The sequence below is a fragment of the uncultured Aquimarina sp. genome (assembly GCF_947500065.1).
Taxonomy (GTDB): Bacteria; Bacteroidota; Bacteroidia; order Flavobacteriales; family Flavobacteriaceae; genus Aquimarina.
In genome coordinates this window covers 918093-943973 of sequence record NZ_CANMQT010000002.1, presented here as the reverse complement: position 1 = coordinate 943973, position 25881 = coordinate 918093, and the positions used below count along the sequence as shown (strand labels likewise).

The window sequence follows — 25881 nt, the reverse complement described above, 5'->3', positions numbered from 1 at the left end:
ATTATAAAATTAACACTAATTTTTTAACTGAAGAACAGATGAAAACAATTAAATATATAGGAGGACTACTATTTTTTATAATCATACATGCTTGCAATAATGATGATGATTCTAATGATTTAAGAATCGTATATGAAAACAATTTTATTGAAACCTTATTTTTAGAAGCAGGAGAAACTGCACCTCCAGTAGTAAATTGGTCAGGAGAAAAGGGAACATTTTCTGCTACGACATTACCAATTACAGCACCAGATGATTTATTTAATAGAAATTTATCTATTGATGAAGAAACAGGTGTGCTTTCTTGGGATAGATCAATCCCTCTAGGTGAGACAGAGGTTTTTATAACAGCATCCAATTCATTAGAAAGCACAACAATATCGGTCACAATAAATAACACTTTTATTGAAGGTTTGTTTTATGGTGGTTTCAATGACGACATATCTGATAATCCAGATACATCTATGATTGATTCCAATAATTCTATAAGCTTCACAAAAGAAGGTACAGTAGGGTTATTAGGAACTAGTGATGGTGATATAATTTCTATGGACGGAACTTGGACTATAGATGAATCACTGATAACAATTAATTTTAATGCTAATAATCGAGTACTGAAGGGTATTATGAATGCTAGAAATGGTTCGCCAGCTGCTACGTTTACTGGGCAATGGGGAGAAGGATTAGATCAAAATAATGCTATTGAAAACGTTAGGGGAGCATTTAGGTTTACACAATAATAATGTAGTCAAACGATAAAGAAACTTGCTAAGATTAATATTAAAAACATAGGGGCATTTCACTCAAAGAATATAGGGAAACCCCCTAAATATTGTCCAAATTCTTTGAATTTCAAATTTTTCGGACATTTGGATTTCTTTCCATTACTAGGTTTGTTGTATTAATTTTTAAATCGTAAAAAAATGAAAGCAATGACAAATTTAGTGAGGCTTATTCCTGTAGTGATTTTATCTGCATTGATTTTTTCCTGTGAAGGAGAAGATGGTGCTATTGGACCACAAGGAGAACAGGGCGAACAAGGTCCACAAGGTGATCAAGGAGAACCAGGAACGGCAAACGTAATGTATTCTGATTGGATAGATTCTGGTTTTGAAAATGATATTACAGATGGTTTTGACGCGTTTAATATTGACGCTCCAGAAATTACACAAGAGATTTTAGATACAGGTACTATTCTGGTATATGCAAGAAGTACAACCAACACAATCTATCAGGTTCCGGTTACATTTCATGGTTTTTTAAACGAAAACTATTTCTTCCGGGTTATAACCGCTGGAACACTTAACATTGGTGTGGAGGGAATAGGTATCAACGATATAGGAGAACCCTTTCTTAATGATGTTTTCAGATACATAATTATTCCTGGAGGAGCGACTATAAATAATTCCAAGTCGTTAGAAGATTTCAAAAATATGTCCTATGAAGACATAACGGCAATACTTAATATTCCAGAATAACCTTTAGACTTTAATATTTGTTATTTAGGATTTGTAGTAGTGAACAAGCCAGACTTGTTCACTACTTTGTTTTCTAATATATGGTGATGAAGTTTTTAATCTGGTAAAAGATCATTTATTAGGTAAAAAGCAAGTGAAATATAAGTTTTGAAGTACATTAGTGTCAATAAAAAAGTTTTCTATGACACTTACTATGAGTATTCCGGCATTACTTTTTCCAGCAATATCTTTAACAATGTTAGCGTATAACGCCAGATATCTGGCGATAGCGGCTCTGATACGTCAGCTACATAAAGAGTATTTGACCTCGCCATCAAAAAACACAGTATTGCAAATTAAAAACCTCAGAAAGCGATTGTGGCTGATAAGAAACATGCAAGCCATTGCTATTGTTAGTTTTCTTACCAGTGTAATCACTATGTTTTTATTATATGTAGAAAAAAATAGTTTAGCCAATTTAATATTTGGGATAAGTTTATTTGCCTTGATGATTTCACTTTTATTATCATTTATTGAGGTTCAGATTTCCACTAAAGCATTGTCTATAAGGTTAGACAGAATTGAAGAAAACAATTAGAAATTCTTATATTGTTAGAATCATTATTTTTTAACCGACTTTAAATGCTCCAGAATGAACTTTTTAACAATGTAATGCAAGATTTCAATACGGGTTATTGGGAGTTACTTCGCGATCCGTATAGAGAAAATTGGTCTGATAGATTTTATGAAATCCTTGGGTATTCTAAGAATGATGTTCAGTCGAACTTTGATTATTTTTTAGAACATCTTATTCATAAAGAAGATGTAGATGTTTTCAGGGATAATTTTCTAAATTATCGAATAAACACTATAAACTTTAAGCAACATATTAAGATACTGAATACAGAAGGAAAATATCAATTATTTCGATGTGTTACCAATGATGCTTTGCCGGTAAATATAAAAGCTGAAACCAGTTTCGTGTTTTTCTTTGAAATAAAGCTTGAACCGGATCAAACGATCAAAAAAGATAATTTCTACTATAAAGAGACTGCCCAAATGACTGCTACAGGTAGTTGGTATGTAGATTTTCATAAAAAAGAAAGTTCTTGGGATTTTGAAACGTATAGAATATTAGAATATCCTGAGGATTATAGGCCTTCTTTAAAAGACTCCGCAAACTATTATACAGAGGACTGTAGACAATTGGCAGCAGATTGTTTTTTTAATTGTGCTATGGTGGGAACACCGTTTAATACCGAAATAAAAATGGTTACTGCTAATAAGAGAGAGTTTTGGGCAAGAGCAATTGGCAAACCAATGTATAATGAGAGTAAAGAAATCATTGGTATCCGTGGAGTTTTTCAAGATATTGATGATATAAAAAGAAAAGAAATTAGTCTGCAAAAATCTGTAGATATTATAGCAGCTCAGAATTCTAGATTATTCAATTTTGCGCATATTGTATCTCATAACCTTAGATCTCACACGAGTAACTTATCTCTTTTAGTTCAGCTAATAGAGGATATTGATGATCCTAAAGAAAAAGAAGAATTGATAAAAGAGGTAAAGACTATTTCATCCAATCTAAATACAACGATAGAACACCTTAATGAAATTGTAACTGTACAAACCAATAATAAACAAGAAAGAGTACCTGTAAAATTTAAAGACGCATTAAAACTAGTAATTAATGGAATCAGCCATGTGATTAGTAATAGTAATTGTCAAATACGTTCTGATTTTAGTGGGGTCGAAGAGATCGATTATATACCTGCGTATCTGGAAAGTATTTTGCTGAATTTATTGACTAATGCTATTAAATATAAACACCCTGATAGAGACCCTATTATCATTATAAAAACATATATTGATAAAGGAAATAAGTATCTAAAAGTTTCAGATAATGGAATGGGGATTGATATGGCACTTTTTAAAGATAAAGTGTTTGGGATGTATAAAACCTTTCATTATAACAAAGACGCAGTTGGTATTGGGTTGTTCTTAACAAAGAATCAAGTGGAATCTCTGGATGGGACTATAGATGTAGAAAGCGAAGTTGATATTGGAACGACTTTTACTATTGAATTTTAAAATACACACAATTCTTATATAATGGGCGATAAAATAGAAGTAGCATGCATTATCGATGATGATACTGTTTATGTGAATTTAGTTAAACGAATTATTGAGGCAAAACATCTTTGTCAGAATTTATTGGTTTTTGAAAATGGAAAGGAAGCTTTAGGTTATTTTGAAGCCATTCTATGTAATATGAATGAAGAAAGTATTCCTGAAATAATTTTTTTAGATCTCAATATGCCAGTAATGGATGGATGGGAGTTTTTAGAAAAATTTATTGCTATAAAAAACAATTTTGGAAAAGTAATAACACTATATATTGTGAGTTCTTCTATTAATCCACTGGATATTAAAAAAGCAAAAAGCATTAATGGTATAAAAGATTATCTAATTAAACCTGTTACTATTGGAGAGTTAGAATCCATTTTTAGTGCAGCTTAAACCAGCATTATACATTAGAAAATTTATTACCCCTTGAAATCACTGCAAAATATACTGTTTCACTACATTTTTAAGTGTAACCATATCGATGCTATGCTAAAACTTAGAAAATGTCATATTTTATGGTAATTTCAATTCTCATTACAAAGTTCTAATGCATAATCTGGATTAAAACAAAAAAGGCTTCATATATGAAGCCTTTTTTGTTTAATATATTAGTAGAAAAGGTGTTTTTTATGTTTGCGAAACTCTTAATGTATTTACCATTCCTTTTTCCACTACTGGCATAGCAGCAAGATTAATTAACATATCACCTTTTTCAACAAAGCCACGTTCTAAGGCTAACTTATTTACATCTTGTACGGTTTCATCAGTACTCACATACTTGTCGTAATAAAATGCTTTTACTCCCCAAAGAAGACTAAGCTGAGAAAGTATACGTCTATTACTAGTAAATACTAGGATGTGTGCTCCTGGTCTCCACGCAGAGATCTGAAAAGCAGTATATCCACTATTGGTTAATGTACAGATCGCTTTAGCATCAATATCATTAGCCATATGTGCCGCATGATAACAGATAGATTTTGTAATAAATCTGTTTGTTCTTATATGTGGCGGGTTTTGAGGAACTTTTATCAGATCAGAATTCTCTACACTATTAATTATTTTGGTCATAGTTTCTATAACCTGCACAGGATACTTACCTACCGATGTTTCTCCAGATAACATAACAGCATCAGCACCATCCATTACAGAGTTAGCTACGTCATTAACCTCAGCACGAGTAGGTGTTAAGCTATCAATCATGGTTTCCATCATCTGTGTAGCTATAATCACAGGTATTCTAGCTGTTTTAGCCTTTAAAACTAGTTTCTTTTGAATCAATGGAACCTCTTGAGCAGGAATTTCTACTCCAAGGTCTCCTCTAGCTACCATTAGACCATCACAATACGCAACGATTTTATCGATGTTTTCTACACCTTCTGGTTTTTCGATTTTTGCTACAATAGGAATTTTGTGTTCACTATGTTCCTTTATTAAATCTTGTAGTCCAATAAGATCCTGGGCATGGCGAACAAAAGATAATGCTATCCAGTCAACTTCCAAGTTACAAGCAAAAATGGCATCCTTTATATCTTTTTCCGTAAGCGCTGGCAAGGAAATATCAGTATTTGGGAGATTTACACCTTTTTTGGATCTTAAAGGCCCACCTTGGATTACTTTAGCTTTAACAGTGTCCTTGTTATTGGCCGAAACCACTTCAAAAATCAATTTTCCATCATCTAGTAAAATTCGCTCTCCCGATTTTACGTCTTTAGGAAAATTAGAATAGTTCATATAAACACTTTCCGCAGTACCTTCAAAAGGTTTTCCTGTAACAAAATTAATAAGATCACCATCATTAACAATGATATCACCTTTCATAACACCTACTCTTAATTTAGGCCCTTGTAAATCCGCTAATATAGATGCATTATAACCGTGTTCTGAATTTAAATCACGTATCATTTTTACGCGTTCTTTTACATCTTCATAGTCAGCATGAGAAAAGTTTATTCTAAAAACATTAACACCTGCATCGAGCATGTTTTTCAACACATCCTTGGTACTGGTAGCAGGTCCAAGTGTTGCCACTATTTTAGTTTTTTTTGTTTTTGGCATTATTCAAATATTAAATTGTTCTTTGATTTTAGTTCAGTATAATCCACAACATACGCTGTTATGATTTGTGGAATAGAAAGTAATTTAGCTGTTAATGATTTACTTGAAAATTGAGAAGTTTCAGTTTCAATTTTTAGAAAGTAATCCACATTTTTTAATTCTGGAATTAGATGTTTAATAACATAGTTATCCTCCTCTGTTGAAGAAAATAAGCCTTCTACAGCAGAAGTACTTGATTCAATCTTTGTTCTAAATTTATTTCCCAAAAGGCTATAGGTATTGTATTGAAAATGATCCTCATATTGAAACAGCGGAAAATTTGCTGAATGCGAATCATATTCAAATTTGATATCTTGGTTTTTTCGGAAAAGCCGAAGATCCATATATTTATTTAACGCGAAAGCTAACCGATATGATGCTAACGAACAATGAATAGCAATTAGATCATAATCATCATCCACAATGGTGTCTAAAATTAACCGTTGGATTGCCATCAGAATTTATCTTTTAAAAGAATTATCGAGAAATATACAAATAAAATCTCCGTAGAAGTTTAATAAAACATAAAGATATTATACGAAAACGATTGAGTTAGTATCTTTTAGCTTAGCTTGGTGTAAAGAGAAGGTAAAATGCCAATTTTATAATCAATTAACACCTTTTTAGAAAAGAAATAAAATAAAGGTTCAGTTTTATGGAAAATTGGTTTTTGACTGGAATGCAAAATATGCTCTTTTTGAAGCTTTTTCTTCTGCTTTTTTCTTAGAAGTCGCTCTTGCTTTTGCTACTACTTTTTCATCGATCCACAGTTTTACTGCAAAATGTTTCATTTCGTCTTTTCCGGTGTCTTCATAGATTTCATAGTTAAAGTTCTTTTTTACTTTTTGACACCATTCTATCAATAAACTTTTATAACTAATAATTTGCCCTTCTAGGCTTTCTATGTCAACATAAGGATTGATAACAGCTTCATGTATAAAACGTTCACAATAAACAAATCCTCTATCGAGGTAAATCGCACCAATCAAAGCTTCAAATAAATTACCATGAATATTGATGCCAAACTGAGATTTTGGAATATTTGTGCGAACCAAATCAATTAATTTGAGATCTTTTCCTAGTTCGTTCAGGTGTTTTCTACTTACCACTTTAGCTCTCATCTTAGTAAGATACCCTTCATTACCTTCAGGAACTTCTTTGAATAAGTGAGCAGCAATAACACTACTCAGCATAGCATCTCCCAGAAACTCTAGCCTTTCGTAGTTAACAGCATTCCCTTTTTTATCTTTTAAATTTAGAGAACGGTGAGTAAAAGCCTTTTCATAAGGACCTATATTCTTAGGTTTGAATCCTAGAATGTTTTGAATTTTTGAAAAAAAATTCCCGTTCTTGTCAGAGCGGGAATTTAATATGTTGCGAATAACACTCATTATTATTCGTCTAGTTTTTTAAATAATACACAAGCATTATGACCTCCGAAGCCAAATGTATTGCTCATTGCATACGTAATCTCACGTTTTTGTGCTTTGTTTAAAGTTAAATTTAACCTGTTATCTATGTTTTCATCCACAGTAGTGTGATTGATTGTTGGAGGAATTATACCATGTTGCATAGCAAGTATAGAAGCAATTGATTCTATAGCTCCAGCTGCACCAAGTAAATGTCCAGTCATAGATTTTGTTGAATTTATATTCATACTAGGTGCGTGATCACCAAAAACTTTAGTAATTGCTTTCAATTCTGCTACATCTCCTAAAGGAGTGGATGTACCATGAGTGTTTATAGCATCTACTTGTTCTGGTTTTACACCTGCATCTTTTAAACAGTTAAGCATTACACGTTCTACTCCAATCCCATCTGGATGAGGGGCTGTCATGTGATAAGCATCACTAGACATTCCACCACCTACAACCTCTGCATAGATTTTAGCACCACGTGCTTTAGCGTGTTCATACTCCTCAAGAATAAGTGCTCCACCACCTTCTCCTAATACAAAACCATCTCTGGTAGCATCAAAAGGTCTAGAGGCAGTTTCTGGGCTCTCATTTCTTGTTGATAAAGCATGCATAGCATTAAACCCTCCCATACCAGCAATGGTAACAGCAGCTTCACTTCCTCCAGTGACAATGATATCACAGTGCCCTAAACGAATATAGTTTAAAGCATCAATCATTGAATTGGCAGAAGAGGCACAAGCCGAAACCGTAGTATAGTTAGGCCCCATAAAACCATTTCTGATAGAAATATGTCCTGGAGCAATATCAGCGATCATTTTTGGGATGAAGAAAGGATTGAAACGAGGTGTTCCATTCCCATTGGCATAACCAATTACTTCTTCCTGAAAAGTTTCTAATCCACCAATACCAGCACCCCAGATAACACCAACTCTAAATTTATCTACCTTCTCAAGGTCGATAGCAGCATCTTTTATTGCTTCTTCTGAAGAAACGATTGCGTACTGCGCGAATTTATCAAGCTTACGTGCTTCTTTTCTTTCGAAATGATCCGTAGGATTATAGTTTTTGAGTTCGCAAGCAAATTTAGTCTTGAAATGTTCGGTATCGAAATATGTAATGGGTGCGCAACCGCTCTTACCATGTACTAATCCATCCCAATATTCTTCAATATTGTTACCGATGGGCGTCAATGCCCCTAGTCCTGTGACTACAACTCGCTTAAGATCCATATTGTGTTGTGAAGTTATTACTTTGCGTCTTCAATATAAGATATTGCTTGACCAACTGTTGCAATGTTTTCAGCTTGATCATCTGGAATCTGAATATCGAATTCTTTTTCGAATTCCATAATCAATTCTACAGTGTCTAACGAATCAGCGCCTAGATCGTTTGTGAAGCTAGCTTCAGTTACAACCTCATTTTCGTCTACTCCTAATTTGTCAACGATTATCGCTTTTACTCTTGATGCAATGTCTGACATAATGTTTAATTTTAATTTTTTAATTAGGTGGCAAAAATAAAAAACTTTATTTTAAAACCCCACAATCCTATAAAAATGTATTTGTATTTTATCAAATATATGGAAGTATTGGCTTTTTGCTACCTAAAAATGGATAATAATTATTTTTTTTGTGCTCTCTAATCAACAACTATATCATACTATGAAGCGTATTATCATTTTTGCTTCCGGCTCTGGTTCCAATGCCGAAAATATTATTAAATACTTTCAGGAACGAAAAAATGCTGAGATTACACATGTGTTCTCTAACAACCTGCGTGCCAAAGTCTTGAAACGTGCTCATGACCTGAATGTAAAGGCGTTACATTTTGACAAACAGTCATTTTATGACACAAATGAGGTGTTAAACATACTTATGGACGCACAACCTGACATTATTGTGCTGGCAGGATTTTTATGGATTTTCCCAAAAAAGATCATTGATGCTTTCCCTAATAAGGTAATTAATATTCATCCAGCATTACTTCCTAAATATGGAGGAAAAGGAATGTATGGGCATCATGTTCACGAAGCGGTAGTGAGAAATAAGGAAAAAGAAAGTGGTATCACTATTCATTATGTAAACGAACATTATGATGAAGGTGCTATTGTTTTTCAGGCAAAAACTCCTGTAGCGCCTAATTACTCTGCCGAGGATGTGGCTAAGGCAATCCATACATTAGAATATAAACATTTTCCTGTCGTTATAGAGAAGGTACTAGGATTAAGGGATGAGGCTTGAGGTAGTTTGTGAGTATTTGAGAGATTGAAAATAATAAGAATTATGTTGGCGTTCGAGCGGGCTACCTGCCTACCAGCGGTAAGCAGGCAGGTACATTGTATCTTTTTATTGGTGGCTTTCGATAACATTTCGACAGGCTCAGTGTGACACCTAAGAAAACCAATAAAAAGGATGCCACTGTTATCCTTAACGCACAACTAATAACAATTAACTAGTAACTGTCAACTAAATATGGGCAAGAAAGAAAAGTTTTATGTGGTGTGGGAAGGTCATAGACCTGGAATTTACACCAAATGGGATGATTGCAAAGCAGCTGTCAAAGGATATGCTAGTGCAAAATACAAGTCATTTGAATCTTTTGATGCAGCAAAGAAAGCGTATAATGGCGATTATGAAGATTATAAAGGAAAGAGTAAATCAAAATCTTCACTTACTGCTGAACAGCTAAAAAAAATAGGAGAGCCTAATCTGTATTCTATTGCGGTAGATGCCGCTTCTAGTGGGAATCCTGGTAAAATGGAATATAGAGGTGTGGATACACAGACAGAAAAACAGCTTTTTCATCAAGGACCATTTCCACAAGGAACAAATAATATAGGAGAGTTTCTAGCTTTAGTGCATGGATTAGCGTACTTAAAAAAGAAGGGTAGTGATCGAATTTTATACACAGATTCTAGAATTGCCATGGGTTGGGTACAACGAAAAACCTGCAAAACAAAACTAGAACGCAATTCTAAAAACAAGGAGATGTTTGATTTGGTGGATCGCGCAATATCTTGGCTTAAAGAAAATAAGTACACTACTACAATAGTTAAATGGGAAACCAAAGCATGGGGTGAGATTCCAGCTGATTTTGGTAGGAAGTAAAATTATGCTTACTATAGTATGATGACTTTGTTTACAAAAAAATGCCCTAGATTTTTATCTAGGGCATTTCTGTTTTTTTAATCTATCTTAATTATAATAATATTTTTTAACCACCGCACGGTCCAAGATTCGACCATCCACTAGCAGTTCTTTGATATAAATCTCCATTGTAAGTAACTTGATCTCCAGTAGAATATGAAGCGTTGCCATTATATGCGGCTACACCATCACAAGGATCAGTACTAACAGGGCCACAGGCTCCAAGATTCGACCATCCACTAGCAGTTCTTTGATATAAATCTCCGTTATAGGTAACTTGATCTCCGGTAGAATATGAAGTACTACCGCTATATGGAGCTACACCCGCACATGGATCACCTCCTGTATCAGGAAATGGATAAATAGAGCCAATAAAAGTTTTGTCGGTTGCAGATAATTGGTTATTTGAACCTACTCCAACTCCATCTAATGTATGTTCTGCAGGAACAGGATAGTGCATAATTGATAATGGATCATATGTACTGTAGTTAGAAATATTTGCTTCATAGCGTCTAAAAAGATTATTGTCAACCTGAGCTCTAGACCAGTTATTTGGAGGTCCAGCGTAATATGCATAAACAGTTTCTTTATCCCAGTTTATTCCAGCTACAGGATTCTGATGCTCATGGATTAATCCAAGAGCATGTCCAAATTCGTGAATTGTTGTTCTTCTGAATTCTGCATCAGTTGTATTATTATCGAACCATCCAAAATGCATACTATGTGCATAGCTGTTAGAATCAGTTCCTAAATAAGACCATGAACCTGCTTCATTAGCATATTGCCCTTCTCTAAAAGCAATTTTGATGTTAGCACTACTGCTAGAAGAAACCCATTCAAATTTTAGATTTGCATAGCTTTCCCATTGTACAGCATATTGTCTAACTTTGGATTGAACAAAGTTGCTTCCATTTAAAAACTTTACACGGATAGTTTGACCTGTTTCCCATTGTTTTGCTTTAACACTGGTCGCTTTGGCACCATCAGATGAATCCCATTTGTCGATGCAGACATGGGCTAATTTTGCGTTGTCAATCTGATTTTCTTCGAATACATCTTCGGCATCTTTTTCACAATTAAACAGAGAAAATGAAACTAGGGTAGCTAGGGCAAGTCTAGCCAGTTTATTTTTTTTCATAATAAAGTTGAGTTTTTGTTAAATATCTTATAAAATTAACAAAAATTTAATAGGAATCCAAACATATTTGAAAGAAAGTATAAAAAAAACATAAATTTATTACGTGAAAAACGTAAAAAAATACAGATTCTAAAAAGTAACATTATAGTAATAAATCACACAAAAAATACCCTGAAGTAAATATACAACAGGGCATTTCTATTTTTAATATAAATAGCTATTGGTTAACAAATTAACCTTTATTTAGCTACCACATGCTCCAAGGTTATTCCATCCGCTGGCGGTTCTTTCATATAAAGTTCCTTGATATGTTACTTGATCTCCAACAGCATAAGAAGCATTACCATTATATGCTGCTACGCCATCGCATATGTCAGCACTAGGAGCGCTTTCACATGCTCCTAGATTATTCCATCCACTAGCTGTTCTTTGGTATAAATTTCCTTGATATGTTACTTGATCTCCAACAGCATAAGAAGCATTACTATTATATGCTGCTACACCATCACAATTACCACCACCAGTGGTAGTACCTGGATATATAGTAGCAATAAAAGATTTATCCGTTGCTGACAATTGAGTATTACTTCCCACAGCAACCCCATCTGTAGTATGTTCTGCAGGAATAGGATAGTGCATTATAGATTGTGGATCATATGCGCTGTAGTTAGAAATATTTGCTTCGTAACGTCTAAATAGGTTATTATCTACTTGCGCTCTACTCCAATTGTTAGGAGGTCCAGCATAGTATGCATATACTGCCTCTTTATCCCAGTTAATTCCCGCTACAGGGTTTTGATGTTCATGGATTAATCCAAGAGCATGTCCAAATTCATGAATTGTAGTTCTTCTAAATTCTGTATCAGAAGTGTTATTGTTAAACCATCCGAAATGCATACTATGGGCTTGATTGTTAGAATCCGTTCCTAAATAAGACCAAGACCCGCCATCATCAGCAAATTGTCCTTCTCTAAAACCGATTTTGATGTTTGCACTGCTATTTGAAGATACCCATTCGAATTTAATATTCGCATAACTTTCCCAAGCTACAGCGTATTGTCTTACTTTGGATTGAACAAAATTATTTCCATTTAAAAATTTCACTCGGATAGTTTGGCCGGTTTGCCATTCTTTTGCTTTAAGACTGGCAGCTTTGGAACCGTCGGTAGCATCCCATTTTTCGATACATACATGGGCGGCTTTTTCAGTTATAACTTGATTTGTTTCAAAAATCTCTTCAGAATCTTTTTCACAGTTAAGTAATGAAAATGATACTAAAACAGACAAGACGAGTGCTGTTAATTTGTGATTTTTCATAATTGTTTTAATGTTAGTTTGTGTTTAAGTTAAAATCTAAGTTAAAGTAGTTGAGTTTTAGGTGAAAGCTATATATCCTTGTGTAAAATGACATTTTGATTGTATTAGGGGTGTTTTTCGTTGTATGAATTACATTTTTAGGAAAGATTGCTCATTATTTATAGATAATATAAATAGAAATTAATGGATATGAGGTAGCTAAAACACATATAGATTTAGTATAAAGTAAGTTTACTTCAATCTCTTTACTACTCAAAAGTAAAGCGTATATTTGCAAAAAAATATTACGCTATTTTATGAGCAAATTACTTATTGTAGGTACTGTAGCCTTTGATGCTATTGAAACACCTTTTGGTAAAACAGACAAAATCTTAGGCGGAGCCGCAACTTATATTGGTCTTTCTGCAGCTAATTTTAATATACCTTCAGCAATTGTTTCTGTCGTAGGAGAAGATTTTCCGGAGGAATATCTAACAATGCTTCAAAAGAAAAATATTGACACCTCTGCGATAGAAGTTGTAAAAGGAGGTAAAACTTTTTTCTGGAGCGGAAGATATCATAATGATCTGAATTCTAGAGATACCTTAGATACTCAGCTTAATGTACTAGCCGATTTTAATCCAGTCGTTCCTAATGATTATAAAGATGCTGAAATTGTCATGCTAGGAAATTTACATCCTTTAGTTCAATTGAGCGTTTTAAAGCAAATGTCATCTAAGCCAAAGCTAGCGGTTTTGGACACGATGAACTTTTGGATGGATAATGCATTAGAGGATTTAATGAAAGTTATTGCAGAAGTAGATGTTATTACCATTAATGATGAAGAGGCAAGACAGTTAAGCGGAGAGTATTCACTTGTAAAGGCTGCAAGGGCAATAGCGAAGATGGGACCTAAGTATGTAGTTATTAAAAAGGGAGAGCACGGAGCGTTATTATTCCATAATGAACAAATTTTCTTTGCTCCAGCGTTACCATTAGAAGAAGTTTTTGATCCTACTGGTGCCGGAGATACCTTTGCAGGAGGTTTTACCGGGTATATTGCTAAAACTGGAGATATTTCTTTTGAGAATATGAAAAAAGCAATTATCCATGCCTCTAATTTAGCTTCTTTTTGTGTAGAGAAATTTGGTACAGAAAGAATGGAGAGCTTACAGCGAGAAGAAGTTCAGAAGCGACTTCAACAATTTAGGGAACTAACACAATTCGAAATAGAATTGTCTTGATGATAAATAATCAGCCCTGCTCATTTTGTGTAAGGGCTTTTTTAATTTGGGAGATACCTACTATAACACAACAATAGAATTTTTGGAATACAATGAGTGATGCCTTAAAACATGAATGCGGAATAGCATTTATTAGACTATTAAAACCATTAGAGTATTATAAGGAAAAATACGGAAGTGCATTTTATGGAGTAAATAAAATGTATCTGATGATGGAAAAGCAACATAATCGTGGACAAGACGGAGCAGGATTTGCTAGTATTAAATTAGATACACCGCCAGGAGAAAGATATATAAGTAGAGTTCGCTCCAGTGAATCTCAACCAATTCAGGATATTTTTTCGCAGATTAATGATAGGATTAATAAGGAGTTAGTTGAACATCCAGAGTATACAGATGATGTAGAACTACAGAAACAAAACATTCCATATATAGGAGAAGTGCTTTTAGGACATGTTCGTTATGGTACCTTTGGTAAAAATAGTGTAGAAAGTGTACATCCATTTTTAAGACAAAACAATTGGATGCATCGTAACCTTATCGTTGCTGGGAATTTTAATATGACTAATAATAATGTACTATTTGATAATCTAGTACGATTAGGTCAGCATCCTAAAGATCATGTGGATACGGTAACTGTGATGGAAAAAATTGGACACTTTTTGGATTCTGAAGTGGCCAAATTATATAAGAAACTTAAAAAAGAAGGATACAGCAAAGTAGATGCATCTCCACAAATTGTGGAAAGATTAAATGTTGCTAAAATCCTTAAGAAATCTTCAAGAGACTGGGATGGAGGATATGCGATGGCAGGAATGCTAGGCCATGGAGACGCTTTTGTTCTTAGAGATCCAGCTGGAATAAGACCTGCCTATTATTATAAGGATGATGAGATTGTGGTAGTAGCTTCTGAAAGACCTGTGATTCAAACAGTGTTTAATGTTCCTTTTGATAAGGTGATAGAATTAGATCCAGGAAAAGCTATTATCGTTAAGAAGGATGGAACAACATCAATAAGTAAAATTATTGAACCGTTAGAAAGAAAAGCCTGTTCTTTTGAACGTATTTATTTTTCTAGAGGAAGTGATGCCGAAATTTATGAGGAACGAAAGAAACTGGGTAAACTAATCATGCCGCAAGTGTTAAAGCAAATTGATCATGACACGGTTAATACAGTTTTTTCTTTTATCCCTAACACTGCCGAAACATCATTCTATGGTATGGTGGAAGCAGCGCAGGATGAATTAAATAAACAAAAAAACGAGACGATACTTTCTGAAAAAGATTCATTAACAGATGAACGATTAAAGGAAATACTTTCTCCTAGATTAAGAACAGAGAAATTAGCAATTAAAGATGCTAAATTACGTACATTTATTACAGAAGACAGTAGTAGGGATGATCTAGTAGCTCACGTATACGATGTTACTTATGGAGTAGTAAGACCTGAAGATAATCTGGTAATTATAGATGATAGTATTGTAAGAGGTACAACCTTGAAGAAGAGTATTCTTAAAATGCTCGATAGATTGAAACCGAAGAAGATTATTGTTGTTTCTTCAGCTCCACAAATTCGTTATCCTGATTGTTATGGAATCGATATGGCAAGACTCGAAGGTCTTATAGCATTTAAGGCGGCCTTAGAACTATTGAAAGAAAATGGAAATTACGATTTAGTAGAGCAGGTATATGAGAAATGTAAAGCTCAAGAAAACTTAGAGGATAAAGAGGTTCAGAATTTTGTAAAGGAAATTTATGAAGGTTTTTCTGATCAGGAAATAAGTGATAAAATAGCTGAATTACTTTCTGATAAGACTGTTAATGCAGAAATAAAGATCATTTATCAAACAGTAGATAACCTCCATATGGCTTGTCCTAAGAACCTTGGTGATTGGTATTTTACAGGGGACTATCCAACTATAGGTGGGAATCGAGTTGTAAATAAGGCTTTTATAAACTTCTTTGAAGGTAAAAATGAGCGTGCTTACTAAAAAAATGAAAAACCTCGTTGTTAAAATCAGTTAATTTGTGTAGTTCAACAAATATTTCGACCTTTCATCTAAAACATTTTTACGCAACGAAATAACGCTATATATTAGCAGAGCCATAGCATAAGTAGGTTAAGTTCATGGTAGATTTGGGGCAAAAAAAGGTGGACTTTCCACCTTTTTTTATTTTAGAACATTTTGTAAAATAATCATATATAAAAAGAGTCATATAATTATTATATGACTCTTTTCTTTTTATTTACTGTTGTTCTATAGGATATTACTTTCCTTGAGCATATCTTGTAGAAACTTCATCCCAGTTAATCACATTAAAAAATGCATTGATATAATCAGGTCTACGATTTTGATAATTTAAGTAATATGCATGTTCCCATACATCTAATCCTAGAACAGGAGTTCCTCCACAACCAATACCTGGCATTAATGGGTTATCTTGATTTGGAGTAGCGCATACCTCTAATTTACCACCTTCTTGAACACATAACCACGCCCATCCAGAACCGAATTGAGTTGCAGCTGCTTTAGAAAAAGAGTCTTTAAACGCATCAAAAGAACCAAAAGAATTATTGATAGCTTCTGCAAGTTCGCCAGATGGAGCACCTCCTCCATTAGGAGACATAATTTCCCAGAACAAACCATGGTTATAGTAACCACCACCATTGTTTCTAACTGCGCCATTAGACATATCTAAATTAATAAGAATATTCTCTATAGTCTTACCTTCTAAATCAGATCCAGCAATAGCTGCGTTTAATTTATTAGTATAACCAGCATGATGTTTATCATGATGAATTTCCATAGTACGGGCATCTATATTAGGTTCTAATGCATCAAAGGCATAGTTTAATTTTGGTAATTCGAATGACATAATCTATTTTTTAGTTAATAAGAAAAAATGAAACCAAATTTAGGAATAAGAGTGATGAATAAAAATTAATATTTGTTATAAATTAATTAAATTAAAAGTTTTCCTAACCCCTTTCTATGCTATACTTGTGTTCAATTTATTTTTAGTGATTATTACTAGCCAAAAACTAGTCTTTTTTGATACTTTAGTAAAAAAACAAACTTGAATTCTCAATATCCTTTTACTATTTATAATGCCGCCGCAGGTGCGGGGAAAACGTATACCTTGGTAAAAGCTTACTTAATAGCGCTTTTAACAGGAGAATTTAAGGATGCTTATAAGAATATTTTAGCAATTACTTTTACTAATAAAGCAGTTGCAGAGATGAAAACCAGAGTTTTGGAAAATCTCGTTGGTATTCGGAATGCAAAATTATCACCAAAGTATGAGTCTTTATTAAATGATATAATTCAAGAAACTGGGCTAGAGGAACAAGTAGTTAAGCAAAAAGCTGATCGGGTTCTTAAAAGTATTCTACATAATTATGCTGCTTTTGATATAGTAACGATAGATACTTTTACTCATCGAATAATTCGAACTTTTGCACGTGATTTAGGAATTCCAATGAATTTTGAAATTGAAATGGATACGGAATCATTAATTGAAGAATCAGTAGATGCAGTTATAGCAAAAGTAGGCGACGACACGGTACTTACTGAAACAATTATAGATTTTGCTTTAAGTAAATTAGAGGATGATAAAAGTTGGGATATTACGGTTGAACTTAATAAAGCAGCTCGTCTGTTGTTTAGCGAAAATGATCGCGCACATCTAGATAATCTTTCGGATAAGACAGCAGATGATTTTGATAACCTAAAAACAAGCTTAAAACATAAAGTCTTAGTAACTAAGAGAGAAATTATTTCTAATTCAAAAGAAATTCTGAATAAAATAGAAAATGCTGGAATCGAATATAAAGATTTCACACGTGGATCAATTCCTAATCATTTTCAGAAGCTTGCAGAAGGAGAAACCAAATTAGATTTTAAAGCTGCATGGAAACAGAATATACAAACAGCTTCATTCTACGGAGCTAAGCTAGATGACCATAAAAAAGAATCGATAGATAGCATTCGTCCTTTAATCGAAGAAGGGTTTTTAGACACAAAACAACAAATACTTTATATAAAGTTATATGAAAATATAATTAATAACCTTACTCCTCTTTCCGTTTTGAATGTTATTAATAAGGAGCTTCAAAAAATAAAAAAGGAAAGGAGTATTTTATTAATATCGGAGTTTAATAGAATTATTAGTGAAGCTATTCAAGATCAACCGGCTCCTTTTATATATGAAAGATTAGGAGAGCGTTATCGTGATTATTTTATAGACGAGTTTCAAGATACATCAGAGTTACAATGGAATAATATTGTGCCTTTGATTGATAATGCAATTTCATCAGAGACGCTAAGCGGTAAAAGAGGGCAACTGACTATAGTAGGAGATGCTAAACAGGCAATTTACAGGTGGCGCGGTGGGAAAGCAGAACAGTTCATTAATCTTTCTTTAGACCAAAACCCATTTTCTATTGAAGAAAAAAGAGTTCTTAATTTACCTAAAAATTATCGTAGTCATAAAGAGATAATTAAGTTTAATAATGATTTGTTTACTTTTTTATCAAATGATTTTAGCGATGATTTACATAAAAAATTATACCTATTAGGAAATAATCAGGAGTACAATGAGAAAAAAGAAGGGTATGTAGAACTTTCTTTTATCAAGGCTAAAAATGCAGCAGAAGAAAATGAAATATATCCCGAAAAAGTATATGAATCAGTAGTGAAACTTAAAGAAAAAGGATATTTACTTAATGAAATCTGTATTCTAACAAGAAAGCAAAAAGAAGGAGCTTTGATTGCAGATTTTCTTACTGAAAAAGGGTTTTCTATTATTTCGTCAGAAACGTTATTGCTCAAAAATGATCCGAGAGTATGTTTTGTTATAGATATGCTTACTTGGTTCATACGACCTGATGAGCTTGCTGCCAAAACAAACGTAATACATTTTATAACGGAACAGTTTTCTATACCAAATAAACACTCCTTTTTAAAGAAGTTGGTATTTACAGACAAAAAAGCATTCTGTAATGCAATTAAATCATTTGGAATAGAATTTAACTTTCATCAATTGGATGTAAAACCTTTTTATGAAGCGGTAGAATATATTATAAACTGTTTTAAACTTACATCGATATCACCTGCATATGTTCAATTTCTTTTAGATGTAATATTTGGTTATACCCAAAAACATGCGGAAGGAATTATTGGGTTTTTAACGTACTGGGAGCACAAAAAAGATAAACTAAGTATAATTGCGCCAGAAGGTGAAGAGGCAATTCAAATAATGACAATACATAAATCTAAAGGCCTAGAGTTTCCTTGTGTTATTTATCCGTATGCCAATATTGATATTTACAGAGAAATAGAGCCCAAATCCTGGTTGCCGGTTTCAAAAAAAGATTTCAATGGTTTCGAAGAGGTATTTGTCAATTATAATAAAGAGCTTTCTGAATATGGTTCTCAAGCAGAAAACATTGTTCAAAAACATCAGTCCCGATTAGAGTTAGATGCTTTTAATCTTTTATACGTTGCTCTAACAAGAGCAGAAGAACAATTATATGTTATTTCTAAAGCAGAGATAAATAGTAGAGGAGAAAGTAATCCAAATAAGTTTTCGGGAAAACTTATTAATTATTTGAAACATATTGGCAGATGGAACGATGAACAGTTAGTATATAATTTTGGTGCTCCCCAGAAGCCGGATAAGGAAATTATATCCAGTAGTTCTAAAGTAAAAAGTATAAAGCTTACCAAATTAGAAAACTCTAGTAAGAAATATAAAGTGAATGTTGTTACAAATTCAGGTAAACTATGGGATACTTTACAAGAAACTGCTATAGAAAAAGGTAATCTAATACATGATATGATGTCATTTGTACATACGCATCAAGATTTGGAAAGCGTTGTAGAAAATGCTTTTGAAACAGGTATGATTAGTCTTTTAGATAAAGAAACCGTTTATAACGAGTTAAAAATGGTATTAGACCATCCGTCACTCTCTAAATATTTTTCTGAGGACAATATAGTGCTAAACGAAAGGGATATCATATCAAATGGAAAGATATATAGACCAGATAGAGTTACCATCGATATACATGGGGCGGCAACTGTAATTGACTATAAAACAGGTGAGTACAGTAGTTCTCATGCTAAGCAATTGGAAAAATACGGTTCACTTCTACAAGAAATAGGGTACAGGTTAAGTGATAAGATACTGGTATATTTTAATGATGAGATCACTTTAAAATATATATAAATAATAATTATTTTCGTAATTACTAGTAGAAATTTACTGATAAAAAATATTTTTATCTTATAATTGTAGCGTAATTGAGGAAATTACAAGCATAAATTTCACCTAAATAAGCCGTTTTTTTCACATTTGAGGGGCACTTAAAGATTTAAAATAAAGCTTTAAAAACTTCGCAAAGGTCGATATACACTGGCCTATTAAGAAAAATTTATTAGTTTTGTCTTTGACAGTAATTTTTAACATATTACATTTGCTCTAATTAACACTTAAAAATTAAATTATTGAATATGAAACATCTTAGCAGATTTTTAGTGGCTTCGTTATTAGTACTTGGGTTTAGTACTGCGAATGCACAAGATCAAAACAACCCTTGGGCAGTATCGATTGGCGTTAATGCTGTTGATATCTTTCCTACCGGAGGAGATTTACCTGTACAGGGAGAAATCTTTGACGAGTATTTTAACGTTAGTGACCACTGGAACATTCTTCCATCTGTATCTAAATTATCGATTGGTAGATATATAGGAGATGGGTTTACTTTTACCGTTGCAGGTACAGTTAACAAAATCGACAAATATGGCGAAAATGAAGCAGGAGTAGATCAGACAGTAGATGACTTATCTTATTATGCAGCGGATGGAACAATAAGCTACAGCTTTAAAAATGCTCTAAAAACAAAATGGTTTGATCCTTACCTAGGAGTAGGTGGTGGATACACTTGGCTTGATGAGATTGGTGCTGGAACTTTAAATGGTTCTTTAGGGGTTAATCTTTGGTTAACTGAAAATTTAGCTTTCAATTTACAAACTACTTATAAGCACGTATTTGAAGACTATGAGGTTAGTAACTATCCTCCAACTCACTTCCAACACTCTGCAGGAATTACTTTCGCATTCGGAGGTAAGGATACTGATGGTGACGGTGTATTTGATAAAGATGACGAATGTATCGACGTTCCTGGTTTAGCTGAATTTAACGGATGTCCTGATACTGATGGTGATGGAATCACTGATGCTAAAGATGACTGTCCTGATACTGCAGGTACTGCAGAATTTAATGGATGTCCTGATACTGATGGTGACGGAATTGCTGATCCTAAAGATGATTGTCCTACAGTTGCTGGTTTAGCTAACTTAAATGGATGTCCTGATGCTGACGGTGATGGAATCACTGACGCTAAAGATGGTTGTCCTAACGAAGCTGGTCCTGCTGCTAACAACGGATGTCCTTACCAAGATAAAGATGGTGACGGAGTATTAGACAAAGACGATAACTGTCCTGATGTTGCTGGTACTGTTGCTAACAATGGTTGTCCTGAAGTAACTGAAGAAATCCAGAAAACTTTAAATGAGTATGCTGCTCAAGTATTATTTGACTCAGGTAAGTCAACTATCAAAGATCAGTCTACTAAAGTATTGAATGATATCATCGCTATCCTTAAAGAATATCCAACTGCTAAATTCGTTATTGAAGGGCATACAGATAGTCAAGGTAGAGAAGCAAATAATCAAAAACTTTCTGATTCTAGAGCAAATGCTGTTAAGACTTTCTTAACTAGTAATGGTATCGATCAGTTCAGATTATCTGCTGTTGGTTATGGAGAATCAAGACCAGTTGCATCTAACAAAACTAGAGCTGGTAGAGCACAAAACAGACGTGTAGAGATCAACTTAGTGAAGTAATTATTTTTCACTAAATAATATAATACATTGATAAAACGTCCCGATTATTCGGGACGTTTTTTATTTTTAAAGGGTGGATAGTTTTTTAAAAGAAGTTATATCAGAAGTACACAAAAAAGATCACAACATAAGTGAGCTTATTTTTATACTTCCTAGCAAGAGAGCAGGGCTTTTTCTTAAAAGAGAGTTGCTTCAGAAATATGCTGATCAAACTTTTCTCGCCCCAATTATTCTTAGTATAGAAGAATTTATTACTCAACTATCTGGTTTACGTCAGATTGATGGAACTCAAACCTTGTTTGAGTTTTATGAAACCTATCTTAACACACATACGCATTTAGAAAAAGAAAACCTTGAGACATTCAGTAGCTGGGCACAGACCTTAATATATGATTTTAATGAAATTGATCGATACTGCATCGATAATGAGAGTTTTTTTTCATACCTATCAGGCATACAAGATTTAAATCATTGGTATCTTCAAAAGGAAAAAACAGAACTAATACAGAAGTATATAAGTTTCTGGAACAATTTATCTGAGTATTATACTAATTTTAAGAATAAGCTACTAGAAAAAAAGGTTGGTTATCAGGGATTGTTATATAGAAAAGCTTCAGAAAACATAACTGATTATATTAAAGAAAATGATCAAAAACATATTTTAGTTGGATTTAATGCACTCAATAATGCAGAGCAAATTATTTTTCAGTCATTATTAGAATCTGATATTGCTGAGGTGTATTGGGATGCTGATACATTCTTTTTAGAAAACAAATATCACGAGGCTTCTTTGTTTCTAAGGGATTATAAAAATAAGTGGGATTATTATAAGGAAAAACCTTTTAAATGGATCCGAGATAATTTTTCTTCTTCAAAAGATATTAAACTAATAGGTGTCCCCAAAAATATTGGTCAAGCCAAATTGGCGGGTCAGATACTTACTTCTATTCCTTCTGTTGATTTGGAAAAAACAGCATTGGTATTGGCTGATGAATCATTGTTGCTGCCTGTACTTAACTCGTTACCAGATTCCATCAATACATTGAATATAACAATGGGATTACCGCTTAGAGAAGTTCCTGTGGCGTCTTTTTTTGAATTATTGTTCGCGTTGCACAAAACAGTTCATCCTAAAGGGTTATACTACAAGTCTGTTCTGGAGATTCTAAATAGTCAGCCTGCACATTGGTTATTAGGTTCTTTAGCTAATCAATTGATCAGTAAGATCTCTAGAGAAAATTTGGTATTTGTTACGATAGAAAAATTACAAAATGAAACAGGAGATTCGGAAAAAGGGATATTAGAAATATTATTTTCTCCTTGGGATAATGCGTTAAAAGCAATAAAACAATGCAGAAAAATAGTTCAATTATTAAAACAAGGTTTAGATAAAGAGAAAGATCCTCTAGAACTAGAGTATGTGTATCATTTTCATCTTGTATTTAATAGATTATTAACGCTGTGTGAGACCTATAAATATATCACAACAATATCCTCCTTATATAATTTATATAAAGATATCATTAATTCCGAGACACTGGATTTTAGAGGAGAGCCATTTAGTGGACTACAATTAATGGGGATGCTAGAATCCCGTTGTTTGGATTTTGAAACAGTAATTATTACTTCAGTTAATGAAGGGGTTTTGCCTGCAGGGAAAAGCATGAATTCTTTTATACCGTACGATCTTAAAAGGGCTTATAATCTTCCGACATATAAAGAAAAAGACGCGATATACACATATCACTTTTATCGTTTAATTCAAAGAGCAAAAACAGTATATCTTATATATAATACTGAAGATGAAGGTGTTGGTGGAGGAGAAAAAAGCAGGTTTTTATACCAGTTAGAAATTGATAAAATAAAGGAGCATAAGTTATCTAAATACATAGCATCTTCAGAAATACCAAAACTAAACCGAGCACCATTAGTTATAGCAAAAGACAATATAATTCTAAAAAAAATAAAGGAATTAGCTGTCAATGGATTATCTCCTTCTGCATTAACAAGCTATATTAGAAACCCAATTGATTTTTATTATAAATATGTATTAGGAATCGGAGAAAGCGATCAGGTCGAAGAAACTATTGCGGCGAATACTTTAGGAACTGTCATTCATAATACGCTGGAAAATCTATATAAACCTTTAGAAAACAGGTTTGTATCGGTAGCGGATATTGCAACAATGATTACTCAGATTGACGCTGAAATCAAATATCAGTTCCGAAAAGAGTATTCCAAATTAGATATAACTCAAGGTAAAAACCTGCTTATTTTTGAAGTAGCTAAAAGATATATTTATAACTTCTTGAAAGCTGAAGAGAAGATTATAAAATCAGGATCTCAAATAAAAATTATAGCGATTGAAAGTAATCTAAAAACTCAATTAAATATTCCTGAGCTTGATTTTCCTGTATGTATTAAAGGGAAAGTAGATCGAATAGATGAATTAGATGGACAATTAAGAATCATTGATTATAAAACAGGTAAAGTCAATAAAAGTGATGTAGTTTTAATGGATTGGGATGTAATTACTGAAGATTATAAGTATAGTAAAGCAATACAAATACTAGCATATGCCTATATGCAACATAATGAAAAATCACTATCAAGGTCTTTTCAGGCAGGAATTATTTCTTTTAAAAATCTTAAAGAAGGGTTTCTGAAATTCGGAACAAAAGCATCTGTAAGAGGAAAAGTTGATTATGAAATTACTACTGAAGTATTCGATGAATATTTGTTACAGCTTAAGAAACTAATTACGGAAATTTCTACCTTAGAAGTTCCTTTTACAGAGAAAGAAGTGTAAAATGATTACAAAGAGAAAGAATATAATTATAAATGGGAAACATCAAAGACCAATTTTGACTGATGTTTTTTACGACAATAAGAAACAAGAACAACCAGTTGTTATTTTTTGCCACGGATATAAGGGGTTTAAGGATTGGGGAGCTTGGGATTTAGTGGCAAATGCATTTGCAGAAGCCGGATTTTTCTTTATAAAATTTAATTTTTCTCATAATGGAGGAACTATACAGCATCCAATAGATTTTCCGGACTTAGAGGCGTTTGGACATAATAATTATATAATAGAATTAGATGATTTGGAATCTGTTATGGATTGGGCTACAGCTTCTGATTCTGAATACAAACCATTTATAACTCCTAATAACATAACGTTGATAGGGCATTCAAGAGCTGGAGGTATTACTACCATTAAAACATCAGAGGATTCTAGAGTTACTAAACTAATTACTTGGGCAAGCGTTTCTGATTATGAAAATAGATTTCCGATTGGAGCAGCATTCCAAACCTGGAAAAATGATGGAATATTTTATGTTCAGAATGGTAGAACGAAACAACAAATGCCACATTATTTTCAGTTTTATACATCTTTTGCGGAAAATAAAGAAAGGCTAACTATTTCTAAAGCGGCAAACAAAATAGAAGTTCCACATTTAATCATTCATGGAACGGAAGACTCTACGGTTAATGTAAAAGAAGCTGAAAGTTTACATAGTTGGAACCCTAAAAGCGAGTTGTTTTTAGTGAAGGGAGCGGATCACGTTTTTGGCGCTAAACACCCATGGAATGAGAAACATTTATCTTTGGATTTAGCTATAATCGTTAAAAAATCTACAGAATTTGCAATACTTTAACAGACTTTGGTTAGAGAATTCATAAGCAGTTTGATTTTTTTTTGTTTATTTGCTAATATGAAGTTTAATAAACATATCATTGCTTCTGTATTTCTGATCTTTTTCAGTTTTATACAATTAGCGGATTTACATGCAGTAGGTCACGATGCTAATGATATGGATTGTAAGATATGTCAACTTGCTTCAGAAAATATTGATGACGATTTTACTTCTACTGATATTATAGAACTTCCTAAATCAATAATTATCCCTTCTGATGTTGTTAAAAATTATTATCAGAAACAATATGTTGATTCATCTACTAAGTTCTCTTTTTTAAACAAAGCGCCTCCAGCAGCGTAGATTTCTATTTATTTTTTCGATTGAACCAAACTTACTATTGCGAACAG

At 33.1% G+C, this 25881-nt stretch carries 22 protein-coding genes; 14 read left to right on the top strand and 8 right to left on the bottom strand.

All coding sequences use genetic code 11. The annotated features are described in order from the left end of the window. Positions 1-38 precede the first annotated feature (38 nt). From Q0975_RS09660 to Q0975_RS09640, 5 genes are all read left to right on the top strand, one after another. Positions 39-740, top strand: a complete 702-nt coding sequence (locus Q0975_RS09660) for a hypothetical protein (protein WP_299435720.1) — start codon at positions 39-41, stop codon at positions 738-740. 183 nt (positions 741-923) lie between these two features. Beyond that, a complete protein-coding gene (locus tag Q0975_RS09655) occupies positions 924-1478 on the top strand; it encodes a hypothetical protein (protein WP_299435718.1) in 555 nt (184 codons plus the stop codon). Between the two features lie 181 nt (positions 1479-1659). Next, complete coding sequence (locus tag Q0975_RS09650) at positions 1660-2055, top strand: DUF2721 domain-containing protein (RefSeq protein ID WP_299435716.1); 396 nt, start codon at positions 1660-1662, stop codon at positions 2053-2055. A gap of 44 nt (positions 2056-2099) precedes the next feature. Beyond that, complete coding sequence (locus tag Q0975_RS09645) at positions 2100-3551, top strand: PAS domain-containing protein (RefSeq protein WP_299435714.1); 1452 nt, start codon at positions 2100-2102, stop codon at positions 3549-3551. 21 nt (positions 3552-3572) lie between these two features. Continuing rightward, entirely contained in the window at positions 3573-3980 is a 408-nt protein-coding gene (locus Q0975_RS09640; protein ID WP_299435712.1) for a response regulator, read from the top strand. Between the two features lie 234 nt (positions 3981-4214). On the opposite strand, the gene pyk is transcribed toward Q0975_RS09640, so the two are convergent. The 5 genes from pyk to Q0975_RS09615 form a co-directional block, all read right to left on the bottom strand. Then, positions 4215-5642, bottom strand: a complete 1428-nt coding sequence (gene pyk / locus Q0975_RS09635) for a pyruvate kinase (RefSeq protein WP_299435710.1) — start codon at positions 5640-5642, stop codon at positions 4215-4217. Beyond that, complete coding sequence (locus Q0975_RS09630; protein WP_299435708.1) at positions 5642-6136, bottom strand: IPExxxVDY family protein; 495 nt, start codon at positions 6134-6136, stop codon at positions 5642-5644. Before Q0975_RS09630 ends, pyk begins: the two co-directional genes overlap by 1 nt. Positions 6137-6334: 198 nt before the next feature. After that, positions 6335-7072, bottom strand: coding sequence for a ribonuclease III (rnc, locus tag Q0975_RS09625; RefSeq protein ID WP_299435706.1), 738 nt, complete (start codon positions 7070-7072; stop codon positions 6335-6337). Between the two features lie 2 nt (positions 7073-7074). Next, complete coding sequence (gene fabF, locus Q0975_RS09620; RefSeq protein ID WP_299435704.1) at positions 7075-8328, bottom strand: beta-ketoacyl-ACP synthase II; 1254 nt, start codon at positions 8326-8328, stop codon at positions 7075-7077. 17 nt (positions 8329-8345) lie between these two features. Continuing rightward, the gene (locus Q0975_RS09615; RefSeq protein ID WP_027394586.1) at positions 8346-8579 is read right to left on the bottom strand and encodes an acyl carrier protein; all 234 of its coding nucleotides are present in this window, start codon (positions 8577-8579) and stop codon (positions 8346-8348) included. Between the two features lie 181 nt (positions 8580-8760). On the opposite strand from Q0975_RS09615, the gene purN reads away from it, so the two are divergent. Further along, positions 8761-9339, top strand: coding sequence for a phosphoribosylglycinamide formyltransferase (gene purN, locus Q0975_RS09610; RefSeq protein ID WP_299435701.1), 579 nt, complete (start codon positions 8761-8763; stop codon positions 9337-9339). Positions 9340-9570: 231 nt separating this feature from the next. Beyond that, positions 9571-10206: a ribonuclease H family protein gene (locus Q0975_RS09605; RefSeq protein ID WP_299435699.1), complete on the top strand. Its 636-nt coding sequence runs from the start codon at positions 9571-9573 to the stop codon at positions 10204-10206. A gap of 106 nt (positions 10207-10312) precedes the next feature. Here the strand turns inward: Q0975_RS09605 and Q0975_RS09600 are convergent, their stop codons facing one another. Continuing rightward, on the bottom strand, positions 10313-11383 hold the full coding sequence (locus Q0975_RS09600) for a matrixin family metalloprotease (RefSeq protein WP_299435697.1): 1071 nt from the start codon (positions 11381-11383) through the stop codon (positions 10313-10315). A 243-nt stretch (positions 11384-11626) separates the two neighbouring features. Next, complete coding sequence (locus Q0975_RS09595) at positions 11627-12700, bottom strand: carbohydrate-binding protein (RefSeq protein ID WP_299435695.1); 1074 nt, start codon at positions 12698-12700, stop codon at positions 11627-11629. A gap of 296 nt (positions 12701-12996) precedes the next feature. Here Q0975_RS09595 and Q0975_RS09590 point away from each other — a divergent pair, with 296 nt between their 5' ends. Together Q0975_RS09590 and Q0975_RS09585 are read left to right on the top strand one after the other, a co-directional pair. After that, a complete protein-coding gene (locus Q0975_RS09590) occupies positions 12997-13923 on the top strand; it encodes a PfkB family carbohydrate kinase (protein WP_299435693.1) in 927 nt (308 codons plus the stop codon). A gap of 92 nt (positions 13924-14015) precedes the next feature. Further along, a complete protein-coding gene (locus Q0975_RS09585; protein WP_299435691.1) occupies positions 14016-15914 on the top strand; it encodes an amidophosphoribosyltransferase in 1899 nt (632 codons plus the stop codon). 277 nt (positions 15915-16191) lie between these two features. Here Q0975_RS09585 and Q0975_RS09580 read toward each other — a convergent pair whose 3' ends face one another. Beyond that, positions 16192-16800: a superoxide dismutase gene (locus Q0975_RS09580; RefSeq protein WP_299435689.1), complete on the bottom strand. Its 609-nt coding sequence runs from the start codon at positions 16798-16800 to the stop codon at positions 16192-16194. 201 nt (positions 16801-17001) lie between these two features. On the opposite strand from Q0975_RS09580, the gene Q0975_RS09575 reads away from it, so the two are divergent. The 5 genes from Q0975_RS09575 (at position 17002) to Q0975_RS09555 (ending at position 25834) form a co-directional block, all read left to right on the top strand. After that, complete coding sequence (locus Q0975_RS09575) at positions 17002-20154, top strand: exodeoxyribonuclease V subunit beta (RefSeq protein WP_299435687.1); 3153 nt, start codon at positions 17002-17004, stop codon at positions 20152-20154. Positions 20155-20438: 284 nt separating this feature from the next. After that, positions 20439-21833 (top strand): OmpA family protein, encoded by a 1395-nt coding sequence (locus tag Q0975_RS09570; protein ID WP_299435685.1) that lies wholly within the window; start codon positions 20439-20441, stop codon positions 21831-21833. Positions 21834-21906: 73 nt separating this feature from the next. Next, on the top strand, positions 21907-24642 hold the full coding sequence (locus Q0975_RS09565) for a PD-(D/E)XK nuclease family protein (protein ID WP_299435683.1): 2736 nt from the start codon (positions 21907-21909) through the stop codon (positions 24640-24642). Between the two features lies 1 nt (position 24643). Further along, positions 24644-25492, top strand: coding sequence for an alpha/beta hydrolase (locus Q0975_RS09560; RefSeq protein WP_299435681.1), 849 nt, complete (start codon positions 24644-24646; stop codon positions 25490-25492). Between the two features lie 57 nt (positions 25493-25549). Further along, complete coding sequence (locus Q0975_RS09555; RefSeq protein WP_299435679.1) at positions 25550-25834, top strand: hypothetical protein; 285 nt, start codon at positions 25550-25552, stop codon at positions 25832-25834. Positions 25835-25881 lie beyond the last annotated feature (47 nt).

Bases quoted from the DNA above. Each gene is read 5' to 3' on its own strand.
- Q0975_RS09645 (WP_299435714.1), top strand. From the start codon at position 2,100: ATGCTCCAGAATGAACTTTTTAACAATGTAATGCAAGATTTCAATACG.
- pyk (WP_299435710.1), bottom strand. From the start codon at position 5,642: ATGCCAAAAACAAAAAAAACTAAAATAGTGGCAACACTTGGACCTGCT.
- Q0975_RS09655 (WP_299435718.1), top strand. From the start codon at position 924: ATGAAAGCAATGACAAATTTAGTGAGGCTTATTCCTGTAGTGATTTTA.
- Q0975_RS09595 (WP_299435695.1), bottom strand. From the start codon at position 12,700: ATGAAAAATCACAAATTAACAGCACTCGTCTTGTCTGTTTTAGTATCA.
- Q0975_RS09615 (WP_027394586.1), bottom strand. From the start codon at position 8,579: ATGTCAGACATTGCATCAAGAGTAAAAGCGATAATCGTTGACAAATTA.
- purN (WP_299435701.1), top strand. From the start codon at position 8,761: ATGAAGCGTATTATCATTTTTGCTTCCGGCTCTGGTTCCAATGCCGAA.
- Q0975_RS09660 (WP_299435720.1), top strand. From the start codon at position 39: ATGAAAACAATTAAATATATAGGAGGACTACTATTTTTTATAATCATA.
- Q0975_RS09605 (WP_299435699.1), top strand. From the start codon at position 9,571: ATGGGCAAGAAAGAAAAGTTTTATGTGGTGTGGGAAGGTCATAGACCT.
- Q0975_RS09640 (WP_299435712.1), top strand. From the start codon at position 3,573: ATGGGCGATAAAATAGAAGTAGCATGCATTATCGATGATGATACTGTT.
- fabF (WP_299435704.1), bottom strand. From the start codon at position 8,328: ATGGATCTTAAGCGAGTTGTAGTCACAGGACTAGGGGCATTGACGCCC.
- Q0975_RS09600 (WP_299435697.1), bottom strand. From the start codon at position 11,383: ATGAAAAAAAATAAACTGGCTAGACTTGCCCTAGCTACCCTAGTTTCA.
- rnc (WP_299435706.1), bottom strand. From the start codon at position 7,072: ATGAGTGTTATTCGCAACATATTAAATTCCCGCTCTGACAAGAACGGG.
- Q0975_RS09570 (WP_299435685.1), top strand. From the start codon at position 20,439: ATGAAACATCTTAGCAGATTTTTAGTGGCTTCGTTATTAGTACTTGGG.
- Q0975_RS09590 (WP_299435693.1), top strand. From the start codon at position 12,997: ATGAGCAAATTACTTATTGTAGGTACTGTAGCCTTTGATGCTATTGAA.
- Q0975_RS09585 (WP_299435691.1), top strand. From the start codon at position 14,016: ATGAGTGATGCCTTAAAACATGAATGCGGAATAGCATTTATTAGACTA.
- Q0975_RS09560 (WP_299435681.1), top strand. From the start codon at position 24,644: ATGATTACAAAGAGAAAGAATATAATTATAAATGGGAAACATCAAAGA.
- Q0975_RS09650 (WP_299435716.1), top strand. From the start codon at position 1,660: ATGACACTTACTATGAGTATTCCGGCATTACTTTTTCCAGCAATATCT.
- Q0975_RS09555 (WP_299435679.1), top strand. From the start codon at position 25,550: ATGAAGTTTAATAAACATATCATTGCTTCTGTATTTCTGATCTTTTTC.
- Q0975_RS09630 (WP_299435708.1), bottom strand. From the start codon at position 6,136: ATGGCAATCCAACGGTTAATTTTAGACACCATTGTGGATGATGATTAT.
- Q0975_RS09580 (WP_299435689.1), bottom strand. From the start codon at position 16,800: ATGTCATTCGAATTACCAAAATTAAACTATGCCTTTGATGCATTAGAA.